Here is a 15,105-nt window from a genome sequence, read left to right as displayed (position 1 = left end):
AAGGGGATGTTTACGATAAGTTCAGAGCGTTGGCCTACCAGGCTTTAGAAAACTAAAAAAATATTAGAGTCTTATACATAAGACTCTAATATTTTAAACCCTTTCTGTGCATGTAAGGTTACACGGTCAATAGAAGCCGGGATAAGAATGCAATCACCCATACTTACCTTCAAACTCTCTTCCCCATATAATAAGGTATAAGATCCTGCAACACATACATGGATCACAAATGAATCCTTTGCAGCATAATCGCGTGAAACAGATTCGGTATATTCAAGGATATTGGTCGTGAAATAGGGGCAAGTGACAACCTCTACCGGTTCATTCAGCTTTTCCTTGTAAAGCGACTTGTACTCCGGATAAAAATTATAATCGATAGCAGCCAAAGCATCTTCGGTATGCAATTCACGTTTGTTACCCTTATCATCTACACGGTCAAAATCATAAATCCGGTAGGTAATATCAGAAGTCTGCTGTATTTCAGCAATCAGTAAACCTTTACCGATAGTATGAACCCGTCCAGCAGGTAAAAAGAATACATCACCCGCTTTTACCTCTTCCTTATTCAGGATGTCAATCAGATGACCACTATTAAATTTCTCCAGATAGATCTCCTGATCCAAAGGCTGATTGAATCCAGCAATTAAGGATGCACCCTCATCAGCCTGAAGCACATACCACATTTCTGTTTTTCCAAAGGAATTATGTCTTTTACGTGCTAATGCATCGTTCGGATGTACCTGAATAGACAGATCTTCATTAGCATCAATAAATTTAATCAGTAAAGGGAATTCATTGCCAAAGCGTTCGTAAACCTTTTTGCCTACCAGCTCTTCCTGATGGGTTTCCAGTAACGCCGCCAGGGTTTGTCCCTCAAGGGGGCCATTCTGTACCACAGAAACGTCACTTTTTACACCTGATACTTCCCAGGTCTCACCACAATTAGGCAGCGGACTAAAATCTTTTCCAAGGTAGGTACGAATCTTTTCGCCTCCCCAGATCTTGTCTTTAAATATAGTTTTAAATTTTAGCGGATATAATGTTGCCATGATATGTATGTCAGTTTATCAACGCAAGTATAATTAAAAATGATTAGTTGTCTTACTTTTGTTAAAATTGACTCATTTTCAGAGTGTTGCTCAGTTCTAATTGCTAAGATGTAATAATTTCGTATCTTTGAGTCGTAAAAACTGTTTTGAATCATACTATTCATTCAGAAAGCTCCTGTAATATAACAAAGTATTCGAGGGCAAATACGATACATCACATTAAAAAAAATCAACAATTTTGTCATTTAAAGAATTAAATCTCATAGAGCCACTTCTAAAAGCTCTGAGTGCAGAAGGTTATACACATCCAACTCCTATCCAGGAAAAGGCCATCCCCATCGTTTTACAACAAAAAGATCTATTGGGTTGCGCACAAACAGGTACAGGAAAAACGGCAGCGTTCGCATTGCCGATGTTACAGCTATTAAGTGCACAACCTATTCAGAAAAGTACCCGTAGAGACATCAGGGCACTTATTCTAACACCTACCCGCGAGCTTGCCATTCAAATTAAGGAAAGTTTTCAGTCTTACGGAAAATTTACCGGTCTAAGACAAGCCGTTATATTCGGTGGTGTTTCTCAAGGAAAACAAGTAGAAGAAATCAATAAAGGAGTAGACGTTTTAATTGCTACCCCTGGAAGACTTCTGGATCTTGTTTCTCAACGTCTGGTTAATTTACAGCACATCCAAATATTTGTCCTTGATGAGGCCGATCGCATGCTGGATATGGGTTTTGTAAATGATGTAAAAAAGATCATTTCTAAAATCCCGGCTAAAAGACAGACCCTGTTCTTTTCAGCTACCATGCCTTCTGAGATCTCTAACCTGGCTAATACCATTTTATCCAACCCCGTACGGGTAGAAGTATCTCCGGTATCTTCTACAGTGGAAAAGATTACGCAAGCAATCTATTCCGTAGAGAAGAAAAATAAGCCTAATCTACTTATCCATCTTTTACAGGATAAATCCATCGAGAACGTTTTGGTATTTACCAAGACCAAACATGGTGCAGATAAACTGGTAAAAGTACTCGAAAGAGCAAGCATCAATGCAGAAGCTATTCATGGAAATAAATCTCAAAATGCGCGTCAGCGTGCATTAACAAGTTTTAAAGCCGGAACTTTGCGTGTATTGGTAGCTACAGATATTGCAGCACGTGGTATTGATGTAGATGAACTGAAAAATGTAATCAATTTCGACCTTCCTAATGTTCCGGAAACTTATGTTCACCGGATCGGACGTACAGGAAGAGCAGGAGCAAGCGGAACAGCATGGTCATTCTGCGATGAAGAAGATCGCCCATTCCTGCATGATATCTTAAAACTTACTCAACAGGACATTCCATTGGTTGAAGATCATCCTTACCCGATGTTTTTTAATAAACTGATGGATGCTTCTTCTGTTAAAAGAGCGAAAACTAAAATTAATTTAGCCGCAGCAGCAAAGAAAAGAAGTTTTAAGCCAAGAGAAAAACCGCAGTCTTTTCACCGTAAGACACTTTAAAACCGGTTATATGAGCATAAAAAAAGGGAATTTCGTAAGAAGTTCCCTTTTTTTATGCTCATAGGTAGTTGATAAAATAATAAAGTAAATAGATTATGCTGCTTGTATAATAGAATCGCGTAGATTTATATATGTCTTGATTGTTTTAAACTTTTTAACTTCTGATTTAAGGATCTCCATTAATTCAATATCAAAATCTTGTGTCAATTCGCTAATGTTGGTAATAGATATGATCTTTTTCATGATGTTTGGTTTAAAGTTATATAAAGGATTATTCCAAAAACATGCCAAAACCAGGATGCCTTATAGGATTACTTGTAAGATGCTGATAATGAATAACTAAATTTATAACAAGCCTTGTCTTTTGCATGGATTTTAAAAGCCTGCAAACACATGTTGTTTTTTCAGTACAGCAATATTTCAATACGACCCACAATAGGTACACCCGATCAGAAAGATTTCAAAACAAACATTAATCCGATAAGGAGGTTATTGTTAAAAAAAGAAAATATGGAACGATTTAATATGCAGGTAATGTTAAAGGATGGCAAATTTGCTGACTATGACGTTAAAACAGATCGAAAAGCCCAGTATTATGAAGTATATGATAAAGAGACCTTGATCGCCACATTCAAGGATGATAAAAATGGGTCATTTGCCATTGATACCAATACGACTAATATTGATGAAGATCTTCAGTCAAGAATTGCCGAGCAACTTAAAGGCTTTAGTGTCTAATTAAAAACAGGTTTAAACGATAAGCTGTTTATAACCAGCCTTTTCGTTTAAACCAAAAATAAATGCCAATCGTGATGACCGCCATCACGATCAAAATAGCAGGATATCCCAAAGGGTGTTCAAGTTCGGGCATAAATTTAAAATTCATGCCATAGATGCCTACAATAAAGGTCAGTGGCATAAAAAATACGGAGAAAATAGTCAGTACCCGCATGGTCTCATTGGTCCGCTGAGAGGAAGTGGAGAAATAAGTGGTCAGCAGCTGATTGATATTATCATTCAAACTATCATAAATCGTGGTAAGCTTTACGTACAAATCGCGCGTGTCCCGTGTATTTACATTCCCCCGGTCGTCATCGATGTTTTCTATCGTATCTAAAGATAGGATCAGCATTCTCCTCAGCAAATCAATCTTTCTCCTTAAATAATAGAGTCCCTTTAACAATGGAGTCCTTCTGTTACTTAAAAACACTTGCTCTTCATAATAGTCGATGGACTTAGCCAGCTTATTAGAAGGCTCTTCATAAGTCATTAAACAGGCCCTGACCACGGTATTCAAAAGCTGATGCGTGTTTTTTAAACCTTTGGTGCGATCCAGACAAGCCAATTTATTTAAAAAAGGCTGATCTTTCCGATGTATGGTAATAAAAAAGCTGTCCGCATAAAATAAGGCAACCTTATTGGTGAGCTCCTGAACTGTATCCGCCTCCAGCATATCAATATCGGTATAAACTCTGGAAATGATAAAGGCATAAGCTTCCAATGATTCGTACTTAGGCAAATGTCCAGGCTGCAAACAATCATGAACCAAGGCCTCATGTAAATTATAATTTTTTGCTACATCGCGTAATTCAGCTTCTTCAGGATCTGTCAAATCGATCCAATCATATCCATGTTCTGCTTTATTCGCATACTGTTTAATCATATTCTTTTCTTTATAATTTCGAAATCTTCGTCAGCCATCCGTTAAATGTAAGTTTTCCTTCTTTGATACATTCAAAGAGCTAATGAGTTTGTAAATTGCAGACTTTAATCTTTTCAAAATGACATATCAGGAAAAACTTTCAGGAATACGTCGCCAAATGCGCGATGACCGGGTAGACGCCTATATAATTCCATCCGCTGACCCACATATCAGCGAATACCTTCCGGACCGCTATAAATGTATTTATTTTACTTCAGGTTTCACCGGTTCGGCTGGAACTTTAGTGATCACACAAGAATTTGCAGGACTCTGGACAGATGCCCGGTATTTCGTTCAGGCTGCAGAACAATTAGAAAATAGCGGTTTTGTATTAGTGAAACTAATTGCACAGGCTACTCCTGAATATATCACATGGCTGACCGAATGCCTCAAGAGCGGTGCAGTTGTTGGCTTCGACTCTAACCTCATCTCTGTTCAACTGGCTCAAATGATTGCCGAAGGATTGGATCTTGCGGATATCGGTGTAGCTGAGCATAAAGATTATTTAACTGAAATCTGGGCAGACCGTCCCCAACTTCCAGCTTCCCCGGCGTTCCTGTTGGAAGAAGAAATTACCGGAGAATCCGTTCCTTCCAAACTGCAGCGCATCCGCGAAGTGTTAAAAAAGAAACGTGCTGTTTATCATCTCATATCTTCTCTTGACGATGTAGCCTGGGTTTTCAATATCCGTGGAGCAGATGTAAAATGCAACCCCGTTACCCTCGGCTTTGCTTTAATTAGTCCAGACGAAACGCGCTTGTATATTGATGCAGCCAAACTTTCCAGTACGGATCAATCCAAACTTAAAATCTGGGGAGTAGAAATATGGCCCTATGAGGATCTAAACGGACAGATCCAATCCCTTCCTAAGACCAGCAGTATCCTGATCGATCCTAAGAAAACCTGCAACGCCCTTTACCAAATGATTCCTGCCGGTGTTAAAATTGTACAGGATACCAATCCAAGTACCAATTTCAAGGCCATTAAGAATGAAATAGAAATAGCTAATATCAGGCAGACTATGGTTCGGGATGGTGTAGCGCTAACCCGTTTCTTCAGATGGATGGAAACTAATCCGGATCAGGCAACCTTAACAGAAATATCCGTAGCAGAAAAGCTCTATGCTTTCCGGGCAGAACAAGAAGGTTTTGTTGGCGAAAGTTTTGATACTATTGCAGGGTATGCCGCACATGGAGCATTGCCTCATTACAAGGCTACACCCGAAAGCGATGTTCCCTTATTGCAATCAGGATTATTTTTACTTGATTCAGGAGGGCAGTACTTGCGCGGCACTACGGATATCACCCGCGTCATTTCCTTGGGTAATCTAAGTCAGGAAGAAAAGACCGATTACACATTGGTGCTTCGGGCAATGATTGAAGGATCAACCGCGCGTTTTCCAAAAGGCTCCAAAGGCTATCAGATTGATGCCATTACCCGTAAACCATTGTGGGATTTTGCCCGGAATTACGGACATGGTACAGGTCATGGAATTGGCTATTTTCTCAACGTGCACGAAGGTCCGCAAGTATTCAACGCATCTAATAGTACGGTAGAAGTGGACCTTGGTATGATCACCTCTGTGGAACCCGGTCTGTACCGTCCATTACGATACGGAATCAGGATTGAGAACCTGGTGCTGACCGTAAAAGATGAAGAAACAGAGTTTGGCGAATTTTATACCTTTGAAACCCTTACACAGTTTCTTATTGATACCAGTCTTGTAGATCAATCCTTACTTGAAGATAAACATGTAAAATGGTTAAATGCCTATAACGAAAAAGTAGTCGCTAAATTAAGTCCATTTCTGGATGCCGAAGATTTAAAATGGCTTCAGAAAAAGGCACAAGCAATTTAACTGTCTTCATATCGATACGATTGTCTAGTAAAAGAACCTGTTTTCTCCGTTGTTACGGGTAATTGTGCTTCAAAATCATTTCGGCAGAGTTATTGCTTTATAGTATGTAGTAGCAAATCAATATAAATATATATTTATGGATAAGTTGAAAAAGTTCGATTTGATGGCAAAAATTGTTAGAGAATTGGAAGATCTAAAAAACAGTCAGCAAGCTGTCATACAAAAAATTGCTAAGATCGAAGTAGATAACATGGAATTAGGTGATAAAAGGCTTGAAAAAGACTTACCTGATGTTCATCAGCGTACTGCCGATAATTTGGATACCATTGCTGGAATCTTAGATTATTTCGCTGATAAAACAGAAAACTTTGGTGATACAAACAATGTAGATAAGCTTCGGGAAGATCAAACCATTCGTGATGCCTCAGTGTAATACTGTTTTATAAAAGTTTAAGACTGTCTTGATTTAATTAGGACAGTTTTTTTTTGCCCTGTCTGTATCTGGAAAGATTAATGAGCAGCACACTTCCCAATATGATTGCTAGCCCAATTATTTGGATAAAGGAAACCTTTTCATGCGCAAAAAATACACCCAGTAAAACAGCAATGACAGGATTCACATACGCATAGGTACTAACCTGTGTGGCCGGTCGCTCCTGTAAAAGCCATACATAAGAACTAAAAGCTGCAATCGAACCCATAAAGATTAAGTAAAGCAGCGATAACCAGGATTCCGTAGGGATACTTTCCCAAACTACCAGTTTCCATTCCTGCAAAATGAAAGTTCCTGGAACAAAAGCCAAACCAGCAATTGTCATTTGCCAGCCGGTATTTACAATGGCAGATCCGGACTTCGAATAATACTTGGAATACAAGGATCCTGCAGACCAGGCCATTGAGCCAATGAGCAACATAATTAACGCCGGCAAATTAGTCAGGTCATGTTTGCTGAATAATGCACCCACCTGGTTCCAAAAAAGAAGAATTACTCCAGCGAAACCGACTACCAGACCGAGGATGGTATGCAGACTTCTGAAATTAGCTCCCCAGTTAGGCTTATCAAACAGCACAAACCAAAGAGGAGCAGAAGAAACCATGATGGCAACCATGCCACTCGGAATGTATTGTTCCACCCAGATCACACAGCCATTTCCAACAAAGAGCAACAATAATCCGCTGATGCCAGCAGATCGGATCAAATCTTTACGAAAAATTTTTTCCCCTTTCAGGGCACTCCAGGACAACATGATTCCTCCGGCTATCAAAAATCGGATCGAGCCCATAACAAAAGGGGGGATATGCAGTACTGCTTTTTGGATAAAGAAATAAGTTGAGCCCCAAACTATATAAACAGTAGCAAAAGCAATAATTACAAGAAGGAAAGAGGATTTAGCTTGTTTCAATAGGAACCTTAATTGTCAATAAACTCATTTTTATTATGCCTAATATAGGCAATTTTGAGTTTTTGAAGATCTTCTTGATCATATAAAGCAACGAATGCTTCATTAAATGAGATATATTGATCAGAAATTTGTCCGTTTTTCTCTTTTTCTACTACCTCTGCAAGCAATTTAGCAAAATGGGGAGCCCGTATAGAGTTAAAAGACTTTTGCGCATGAACAACAAACTTGCGGGCAGGACTGGAAAATAGTTGTTTAAACCCACCATTGTTAACTTCCGCTTCTACCTGCCAGATGGTATAAATCGCTTTCCTGGGTTCGGACAACATACTAAATACCTGATCTTCATTATTCATGCTTTTCTTCATTTTAGATAATAAATTATCCTTAATTACCTGTACCAATTCCTGATCCGGAGTCGCATCAATCACTTTAGCCGTTAAATTCGAATGAATCGTCCTGTTTTTATAATCACTCATTTCGGAGGAAATTATAGCATCTATATTTTGCGCAAATACAGGAGCAGAGCCCATCAGACACGCAAAGACGAGAATACACAAGAAATAACGAGGAACACTTTCAGGCATGTTTTTTTATAATTTTGGACATCAAAGATATGAAAATTAGGACATAAAAAAAAGGCTAAATCTTTACGACCCAGCCTTTTCCTGTTTTTGTTATATTGTTATCCTAAACGTGCTTCAACTTATGCTAGTTTAGCTTGTAAATTCTGATCAATAGCATCCAAAAATTCTTCGGTATACAAGTAATCCGTTCCATGCTCTACTTTAGGTTTGATGGTGATAGCCAAATCCTTGGTCATCTTACCACTTTCAACAGTTTCGATGCAAACTTGCTCTAATGCATGACAGAATTTGATCAATTCCTCGTTACCATCCAGTTTACCACGGAATTCCAAACCTCTTGTCCATGCGAAGATAGAAGCAATAGGATTAGTTGAAGTAGGGTTTCCCTTTTGATGTTCGCGGAAATGACGGGTCACTGTACCGTGTGCCGCTTCAGCTTCCATTGTTTTTCCATCCGGAGTGATCAGAACCGAAGTCATCAGACCTAATGATCCAAATCCCTGAGCAACCGTATCCGACTGTACATCACCATCGTAATTCTTACAAGCCCAAACAAAATTTCCATTCCATTTCAAAGCAGAAGCAACCATATCATCAATCAGACGGTGTTCATAAGTGATGCCTGTTTGTTCAAACTCAGCCTTAAATTCTTGTTCAAACACTTCCTGGAAGATATCCTTGAAACGACCATCATATTTCTTTAGGATCGTGTTCTTAGTAGAAAGATATAAAGGCCATTTCTTCATTAATGCCTGATTAAAACAAGCGCGGGCAAAACCAGTGATCGATTCATCTGTATTGTACATCGCAAGGGCGACACCGTCACTGGTGAAGTTATACACTTCGTAAGACTGCACTTCAGAGCCATCTTCAGGAGTAAAAGTAAGGGTTAACTTACCTTTTCCCTTAGTCCGGAAATCTGTAGCACGGTATTGATCACCAAAAGCATGACGACCAATGCAAATAGGAGCGGTCCAGTTTGGAACCAAACGAGGTACATTATTCATCAGAATAGGCTCGCGAAATACAGTACCATCGAGAATATTACGTACAGTCCCGTTTGGAGACCTCCACATTTGTTTCAGTTTAAATTCTTCAACACGTTGTTCATCCGGAGTGATAGTAGCACATTTAATCCCAACACCATGTTCTTTAATTGCATTCGCGGCATCAATAGTAACCTGGTCATTGGTTTCATCGCGGTGTTCAATACCCAGATCATAATATTTAATATCAAGGTCAAGATAAGGAAGAATTAGTTTATCTTTAATAAACTTCCATATGATGCGGGTCATTTCATCCCCGTCTAGTTCTACTATTGAATTAACAACTTTAATTTTCTGCACTGACATATTTGAGTTTGTTTGAGTAATTTGTTCAGAAACACAAATATATAAAAATTGAATAAAGAGGGGAATGTAAGGTGCTTCAAAAGTATTTGATGACAAACATTTAACCCTTTCAATTGCTATTATAAGTATAAAACCTATATATCATGAGTAACGAAAATACACCCTATCCGGAATTAAACAACGAAAACAGCAATAGGGACAAGAAAATAAAAGACGAATTAGGAGCTAAAGTAGATAAGGAGGACCTTAAATATAACGAAGAAGAAGGGAGTTATGAGATCGATGTGGAAAGTGAAGATCCGGATTATGTACATCCCGATCCATACGATACTTCAGTAAAGAATGGAAGTGATTCTGATTCGGATTTTGATGAAGCCAATCCTACTGCGAATGATGAATACGACCGTGCCAATGATGAAGATGACGATGGAATAGATGAGTATGGCATGCACATAGACAGTGGTAAAATAGTGGTACTGGATAAGTTAGACGAAGAGCTGTCTGAAACACCGGAAGACGAAAGAGGCGACCTCGATGAAGAAGGATACCCAAAGAATGACGTTGATCCGGATAAAGACGGAAATTTTTTATAAACTGCCGATTAGCTCAGATCAAGGTTGAATCGTTTACGAAGGTCATCCAGCTGTGGGTTTTTAGCAACCAGGTGCTGGTATTTATCATGAGAAGTATACAACTGCTTCTTCTCATTTTTTTCTATATAACGGACGATCAGGTCAATGTCGAAATTTTGAAGTTCAACCCTTAAACGATTAAGCAGATCAACCTTTTCATGAACAAGCAGGTTTTCCTGGATGCGATTGTCTACAATCACCTCCACCTGAAAATTGTCTTTTAAAACAGGCTCATTCGCATGCATTAAAGTATATATGCTCATTTTATTCTCTTTCAAAATATCCTGAGCATATTTGTTCCATGCAATTAACAGATCTTCGGAGCTGAAATGCTCCTTCATGTCGCCCGATACATATTTAGGTGCATTATCCTCTTCAGCAACCATGCTGGTCGCCAAATCATTCAGATTTGGAATGAGGGACCCCGTATTAACCATTTTCTTGATTAGAATTTTAGGCTTAACCGGAAGTGCAGCCTGAAAGCTTGTAGGAGCAGAATCATTCTGAACCTGTACAGCTGCAGCAGGCAACTGAATAGTCGGTATTGTTGGTACCGAAGGAGTTTGAAGAGCTGAATTTGTTGGTATTGGAGGTGTTTGAACAACAGGATTAGGCTGTTTTACAGGTACTTGAACCGGAATAACAGCAGAATTACCTATGACAGGATTAGGTTTTTTTTTTACAACCTCTTCAGGAGCAGCATTAGCCAAATTTAAAGCAGAGGTAATATGGCAGATCTTAATCAGTGAGATTTCCACCTGAAGACGCTGGTTTTTACTGTTCCGATAATTCAGGTCACATTGATTGGCAATATTTAAACCCGAAAGTAAAAAAGAAGCAGAGGTTTTTTTGCACTGTTCCATATACCGGTTACGGATTCCCTCGCTCACTTCTAAAAGCTTTAAAGTAGCCGTATCCCTACCCACCAACAGATTCCTGAAATGAGAAGCCAGTCCGGTAATGAAATTATTACCATCAAAACCATTCACGAGGATCTCATCAAAAACAAGTAGGGTAGAAGCGATATCCTCATTCAGCAAATGATCAGTCACTTTAAAATAATAGTCGTAATCCAGGATGTTGAGGTTATCAATAACCGCCTTATAGGTGATGTTACGGTTAGAAAAGCTGACAATCTGATCGAACATAGACAAGGCATCACGCAGTCCGCCATCCGCCTTCTGTGCAATCACATGCAGTCCATCTGCATCATAGGTTACATTTTCTTTTTTCGCGATTCCCGCCAGGTGATGAGCCATATCGTCCACCTTGATCCTGTTAAAATCAAAGATCTGACACCTTGATAAAATAGTAGGGAGGATTTTATGTTTCTCTGTAGTGGCGAGAATAAAAATCGCGTATGGAGGAGGTTCTTCCAGTGTCTTCAAAAAGGCGTTGAAAGCCGCCTGGGATAACATATGAACCTCATCAATAATATAGATTTTGTACCGGCCAGCCTGAGGGGGAATCCTAACCTGCTCCGTCAGACTCCGGATATCATCCACCGAATTGTTCGATGCCGCATCCAGCTCATGCACGTTGAAGGAATTGCCATTTAGGAAGGCCCTGCAGGAAGGACAAACGCCGCAAGCCTCAGTTTCGGCACTTAAATTTTCGCAATTAATGGTCTTTGCAAGAATACGGGCGCAGGTAGTTTTGCCCACACCACGCGGACCACAGAATAAAAAGGCCTGTGCGAGCTGATTATTTTTAATGGCATTTTTAAGCGTATTGGTTATATGTAACTGACCTACAACGCTTTCGAACGTTGTAGGTCTATATTTTCTAGCCGATACTAAGAAATTATCCATCGCCACTAAGATAAGCAGAAGGGAGTTGATGTGCAAGGATAAGAGTAATGTACATGAAATTTGTTTTTTACAACCGAATCTGCTACATTTGCAATCCCTTATAAAGAGGGTAAATAATTGATAATTATATAAAATGCAACAGTACGAAACAGTAATCATTCTTACCCCGTTGTTATCACAAGAAGCAGTGAAAGAGGTTTTAACCAAATTCAGTACACTTCTAACCGATAACGGAGCCGAAATTGTCCAAGAGGATAATTGGGGTTTGAAGAAACTTGCGTATCCTATTGAAAAGAAAACAACAGGATACTATCACCTAACTGAATACAAGGCCCCGGGTGACTTAATTAACAAACTGGAGGTTGAGCTTAGACGTGACGAACGAGTTATGCGTTTCCTTACGATTTCTTTAGACAAACATGCCCGTGCGTACAACGAAAAGAAACGCAGTGGAGCATTCCTGAAGAAACCTAAAACTGATAATCAAACCGAGAACGCTTCAAAATAATGGCAAGAGAACAAATTCAATACGTAACAGCCCCTAAAGTAGAGGATACGCGTAAGAAATATTGCCGTTTCAAAAAGAACGGTATCAAGTATATTGATTATAAGGACGGAAATTTCCTTTTGAAGTTCATCAATGACCAGGGTAAAGTATTACCACGTCGTTTAACAGGAACATCATTGAAGTTTCAGCGTAAAGTTGCGCAAGCAGTTAAACGTGCACGCCATATTGGTATATTACCTTATGTTACTGATTCAATAAAATAAGAGAGGTAGATCAGCATGGAAATCATTTTAAAACAAGATATTAAGAACCTTGGCGAGAAAGACGATATTGTAAGCGTTAAGCCAGGTTACGGACGTAATTTCCTTATTCCTCAGGGATTCGGAATTATGGCTACTTCATCTGCTAAGAAAGTTCTTGCAGAAAACCTGAAACAAGCACAGTTCAAACAAGAGAAGATCAAAAATGACGCTCTTGCTGTTGCAGCACGGTTAGAAGGAGTTAAATTAAGTATCGGCGCTAAGGCTGGTGAAAGCGGAAAGATCTTTGGTGCAGTAAATACCATTCAGGTAGCAGAAGCATTGAAAAAACTAGGATTTGAAGTAGACCGTCGTCGTATCACTTTCGAATCAGAACCTAAATTTGTTGGCGAATATGTTGCTAACTTAAATCTTCATAAAGAAGTTAAGGTTCAGGTTCCTTTTGAAGTGATCGCTGAATAAGTTAATTTTAAAGATAATGAAAGGGCGCTCCATAACAGGGCGCCTTTTTTTGTAAGAAAATGTCTAGTAAAAAAAAGTATTCAGCAGGGAAGGGTAGTCGTTCTCTTTTCATTAGCATTCTAACATATTTAAAAAGGGCCTTCGTTTGGTTTCTGGCCCTGAGTGTTTTGTGGGTTTTGTTATATCGCTTTATCAATCCGCCTTTTACCTCGTTGATGATTCAAAGAGGGTTTGAGCGAAAGCTTGACGGTAAGAGCTGGAAGATTGACCAGGAGTGGCGTGACTATGATGAGCTGTCCGCTAACCTGAAGAAGGCAGCTATTGCCGGAGAGGATGCAGGGTTTGTCCAGCATTGGGGTTTCGATGCCAATGCGATTCAAAAAGCTTATCTAAAGAACCGTGCAGGTAAACCTATCCGCGGGGGAAGTACTATCAGTCAGCAAACCGCAAAGAATGTATTTCTATGGGGAGGAAGGTCCTGGTTACGTAAAGGATTTGAAGCCTGGTTTACGGTGCTGATTGAGGTATTCTGGAGTAAACAACGGATTCTGGAAGTTTATCTGAATGTGATAGAAATGGGGGATGGTATTTATGGAGCGGAAGCGGCTACACAAGAGTATTACTCTAAGTCTGCCCGGAGCATGAGTAGAAGGCAGGCTGCACTACTGGTAGCTGTGTTTCCGAATCCAAGGAAATGGACGCCGGAGCATCCAACCAATTATATTTATTATAAAAGAGGGGTGATTATGCGGAATATGCGGTATATAAGGTTGCCGGATTAAGTGAAGATACGTTTATGATTAAAGCCAGATAGTAGTTTGATTAAGCGAATATAGGTGCCTGATTAAGTGTAGATACTTGTTGGATTAAGCAAATACGCGTGCGTGCCAGCTTTTATTAAAAGGAATTTCCCAATTCGTATCTAATTCTGCCTTGGTATGCACCATATTGTTAAACACAATCGTATCCGGTTTAATGATCCCATTATTTAGTAAAACCTCAAACTCATCGCGGTTGCAGGAAATTACTTCCTCATTCGTTTTATAAGCCATATTAAAGCGATCAAACAGACTGACCTTATACTCGGCTTCCAATTCCTTGATAAAGTCCGCAGAGCGGTCAATAGAGCAGCCGGAAGCGTTTGCTTTAATTTCATCCACCATGAATATAATAAAGCGGTTATATCGAATTTCGGACCTTGCTTTTAATTGTACGCCATGAGCCTGCCATTCAGTGGCAAATTCCGCTACTATTTTTTCTATTTTAACCTGCTCCTCTTGAGCAAAAGGTCTGTTGGATTGATAAATCCAAACCTTTGAATTTTGTGAAAATTCCATAATGTAAATATACATAATTTGGGTTTAGAGAATTATAGGGTAGAGGTAAAATTGTGTGGTAGGGAATTAGTAAGAATGAGGGGATAGGTTTAGGTTTTATTATTATTGAATCGGGTAAGATACTGGGTTGAGTCCATGATAAGTCCATGTTTTAGCGGCAAAAGTCGGACTTATGATAGAATCATGTTAGTATCAATATTGACTTAAATATAGTTTGGTTGTCATGTGGTTGGAGGTTTAGGGGTATTAAGGAGTGATTTTAGGGCTAAATGAGGGTTTGGATAAAAAAATAATTAGGACTTAATTTTCTAATAATCAGGAGGGAGCATTTGAATTTGGGAATTTGAAGGGATATTTTTGCGAAATATGTTAATTTAATATAAAAAGATTCTATATTTGCAAACCCAAACACGAATAGGGTACCATAGCTCAGTCGGTAGAGCAAAGGACTGAAAATCCTTGTGTCCCTGGTTCGAATCCAGGTGGTACCACAAAACAAAAAAGGTCTTTTTCGCTTAGAAAAAGGCCTTTTCTCGTTTATAAAGGCGGTTTTTTAAGATTTAAGCCAACTGTCAGGAACGTCCCGTTCCGATAGCTTTTACATAACTTTTTTGTTAAACAGGTTTTGTCATGGCTACTGTAG

16 protein-coding genes and 1 tRNA gene are annotated in these 15,105 nt (G+C 39.2%); 10 read left to right on the top strand and 7 right to left on the bottom strand.

Annotated features, from left to right (window positions below):
• Nucleotides 1-71 precede the first annotated feature (71 nt).
• Complete coding sequence (locus tag BFL47_RS15470) at nt 72-1,049, bottom strand: type I phosphomannose isomerase catalytic subunit (protein ID WP_069660709.1); 978 nt, start codon at nt 1,047-1,049, stop codon at nt 72-74.
• A 238-nt stretch (nt 1,050-1,287) separates the two neighbouring features.
• Between BFL47_RS15470 and BFL47_RS15465 the strand changes: the two genes are divergently transcribed.
• Nucleotides 1,288-2,553 carry a DEAD/DEAH box helicase gene (locus BFL47_RS15465; RefSeq protein ID WP_069660708.1) on the top strand — a complete coding sequence of 422 codons (1,266 nt, stop codon included), beginning with the start codon at nt 1,288-1,290 and terminating at the stop codon, nt 2,551-2,553.
• 510 nt (nt 2,554-3,063) lie between these two features.
• On the top strand, nt 3,064-3,291 hold the full coding sequence (locus BFL47_RS15460) for a hypothetical protein (protein ID WP_131678875.1): 228 nt from the start codon (nt 3,064-3,066) through the stop codon (nt 3,289-3,291).
• Between the two features lie 28 nt (nt 3,292-3,319).
• On the opposite strand, the gene BFL47_RS15455 is transcribed toward BFL47_RS15460, so the two are convergent.
• Entirely contained in the window at nt 3,320-4,216 is an 897-nt protein-coding gene (locus tag BFL47_RS15455) for a magnesium transporter CorA family protein (protein WP_069660706.1), read from the bottom strand.
• 118 nt (nt 4,217-4,334) lie between these two features.
• Between BFL47_RS15455 and BFL47_RS15450 the strand changes: the two genes are divergently transcribed.
• Together BFL47_RS15450 and BFL47_RS15445 are read left to right on the top strand one after the other, a co-directional pair.
• Nucleotides 4,335-6,113 carry an aminopeptidase P family protein gene (locus BFL47_RS15450; protein ID WP_069660705.1) on the top strand — a complete coding sequence of 593 codons (1,779 nt, stop codon included), beginning with the start codon at nt 4,335-4,337 and terminating at the stop codon, nt 6,111-6,113.
• Between the two features lie 136 nt (nt 6,114-6,249).
• On the top strand, nt 6,250-6,546 hold the full coding sequence (locus BFL47_RS15445; protein ID WP_069660704.1) for a hypothetical protein: 297 nt from the start codon (nt 6,250-6,252) through the stop codon (nt 6,544-6,546).
• Nucleotides 6,547-6,583: 37 nt separating this feature from the next.
• Here the strand turns inward: BFL47_RS15445 and BFL47_RS15440 are convergent, their stop codons facing one another.
• From BFL47_RS15440 to BFL47_RS15430, 3 genes are all read right to left on the bottom strand, one after another.
• Nucleotides 6,584-7,516 carry an EamA family transporter gene (locus tag BFL47_RS15440; protein ID WP_069660703.1) on the bottom strand — a complete coding sequence of 311 codons (933 nt, stop codon included), beginning with the start codon at nt 7,514-7,516 and terminating at the stop codon, nt 6,584-6,586.
• A gap of 8 nt (nt 7,517-7,524) precedes the next feature.
• Entirely contained in the window at nt 7,525-8,100 is a 576-nt protein-coding gene (locus tag BFL47_RS15435) for a DMP19 family protein (protein ID WP_083257217.1), read from the bottom strand.
• 119 nt (nt 8,101-8,219) lie between these two features.
• Nucleotides 8,220-9,452, bottom strand: coding sequence for an NADP-dependent isocitrate dehydrogenase (locus tag BFL47_RS15430; protein WP_069660701.1), 1,233 nt, complete (start codon nt 9,450-9,452; stop codon nt 8,220-8,222).
• A 143-nt stretch (nt 9,453-9,595) separates the two neighbouring features.
• On the opposite strand from BFL47_RS15430, the gene BFL47_RS15425 reads away from it, so the two are divergent.
• A complete protein-coding gene (locus BFL47_RS15425) occupies nt 9,596-10,045 on the top strand; it encodes a hypothetical protein (protein WP_069660700.1) in 450 nt (149 codons plus the stop codon).
• A gap of 8 nt (nt 10,046-10,053) precedes the next feature.
• Here BFL47_RS15425 and BFL47_RS15420 read toward each other — a convergent pair whose 3' ends face one another.
• On the bottom strand, nt 10,054-11,895 hold the full coding sequence (locus BFL47_RS15420; protein WP_069660699.1) for a DNA polymerase III subunit gamma/tau: 1,842 nt from the start codon (nt 11,893-11,895) through the stop codon (nt 10,054-10,056).
• A gap of 133 nt (nt 11,896-12,028) precedes the next feature.
• On the opposite strand from BFL47_RS15420, the gene rpsF reads away from it, so the two are divergent.
• Genes rpsF through mtgA form a run of 4 tightly spaced genes read left to right on the top strand, consistent with a single transcriptional unit; the run spans nt 12,029 to nt 13,907 of the window.
• Nucleotides 12,029-12,403 carry a 30S ribosomal protein S6 gene (gene rpsF / locus BFL47_RS15415; protein ID WP_069660698.1) on the top strand — a complete coding sequence of 125 codons (375 nt, stop codon included), beginning with the start codon at nt 12,029-12,031 and terminating at the stop codon, nt 12,401-12,403.
• Nucleotides 12,403-12,666, top strand: a complete 264-nt coding sequence (gene rpsR, locus BFL47_RS15410) for a 30S ribosomal protein S18 (protein WP_016193540.1) — start codon at nt 12,403-12,405, stop codon at nt 12,664-12,666. The genes rpsF and rpsR overlap by 1 nt, the downstream gene beginning before the upstream one ends.
• A gap of 15 nt (nt 12,667-12,681) precedes the next feature.
• On the top strand, nt 12,682-13,125 hold the full coding sequence (gene rplI / locus BFL47_RS15405) for a 50S ribosomal protein L9 (protein ID WP_069660697.1): 444 nt from the start codon (nt 12,682-12,684) through the stop codon (nt 13,123-13,125).
• A 59-nt stretch (nt 13,126-13,184) separates the two neighbouring features.
• Complete coding sequence (gene mtgA, locus BFL47_RS15400; RefSeq protein ID WP_069660696.1) at nt 13,185-13,907, top strand: monofunctional biosynthetic peptidoglycan transglycosylase; 723 nt, start codon at nt 13,185-13,187, stop codon at nt 13,905-13,907.
• Between the two features lie 84 nt (nt 13,908-13,991).
• Here the strand turns inward: mtgA and BFL47_RS15395 are convergent, their stop codons facing one another.
• On the bottom strand, nt 13,992-14,462 hold the full coding sequence (locus tag BFL47_RS15395; protein WP_083257219.1) for an ABC transporter ATPase: 471 nt from the start codon (nt 14,460-14,462) through the stop codon (nt 13,992-13,994).
• A gap of 418 nt (nt 14,463-14,880) precedes the next feature.
• On the opposite strand from BFL47_RS15395, the gene BFL47_RS15390 reads away from it, so the two are divergent.
• Nucleotides 14,881-14,953, top strand: a tRNA-Phe gene (locus tag BFL47_RS15390).
• The last annotated feature ends 152 nt before the right edge of the window (nt 14,954-15,105 follow it).

Origin of the sequence: Arcticibacter eurypsychrophilus, assembly GCF_001730525.1 — a bacterium.
In the GTDB taxonomy this organism is placed as follows: Bacteria; Bacteroidota; Bacteroidia; order Sphingobacteriales; family Sphingobacteriaceae; genus Arcticibacter; species Arcticibacter eurypsychrophilus.
Note: the sequence above shows the minus strand (reverse complement) of the source record. Positions and strands in the feature narration are given on the sequence as shown.

Coding starts and splice junctions, on each gene's coding strand:
- BFL47_RS15420 (WP_069660699.1), bottom strand. CDS start 11,895: ATGGATAATTTCTTAGTATCGGCTAGAAAATATAGACCTACAACGTTC.
- BFL47_RS15455 (WP_069660706.1), bottom strand. CDS start 4,216: ATGATTAAACAGTATGCGAATAAAGCAGAACATGGATATGATTGGATC.
- BFL47_RS15430 (WP_069660701.1), bottom strand. CDS start 9,452: ATGTCAGTGCAGAAAATTAAAGTTGTTAATTCAATAGTAGAACTAGAC.
- BFL47_RS15445 (WP_069660704.1), top strand. CDS start 6,250: ATGGATAAGTTGAAAAAGTTCGATTTGATGGCAAAAATTGTTAGAGAA.
- BFL47_RS15425 (WP_069660700.1), top strand. CDS start 9,596: ATGAGTAACGAAAATACACCCTATCCGGAATTAAACAACGAAAACAGC.
- mtgA (WP_069660696.1), top strand. CDS start 13,185: ATGTCTAGTAAAAAAAAGTATTCAGCAGGGAAGGGTAGTCGTTCTCTT.
- BFL47_RS15450 (WP_069660705.1), top strand. CDS start 4,335: ATGACATATCAGGAAAAACTTTCAGGAATACGTCGCCAAATGCGCGAT.
- BFL47_RS15395 (WP_083257219.1), bottom strand. CDS start 14,462: ATGGAATTTTCACAAAATTCAAAGGTTTGGATTTATCAATCCAACAGA.
- BFL47_RS15470 (WP_069660709.1), bottom strand. CDS start 1,049: ATGGCAACATTATATCCGCTAAAATTTAAAACTATATTTAAAGACAAG.
- rplI (WP_069660697.1), top strand. CDS start 12,682: ATGGAAATCATTTTAAAACAAGATATTAAGAACCTTGGCGAGAAAGAC.
- BFL47_RS15435 (WP_083257217.1), bottom strand. CDS start 8,100: ATGCCTGAAAGTGTTCCTCGTTATTTCTTGTGTATTCTCGTCTTTGCG.
- rpsR (WP_016193540.1), top strand. CDS start 12,403: ATGGCAAGAGAACAAATTCAATACGTAACAGCCCCTAAAGTAGAGGAT.
- rpsF (WP_069660698.1), top strand. CDS start 12,029: ATGCAACAGTACGAAACAGTAATCATTCTTACCCCGTTGTTATCACAA.
- BFL47_RS15460 (WP_131678875.1), top strand. CDS start 3,064: ATGGAACGATTTAATATGCAGGTAATGTTAAAGGATGGCAAATTTGCT.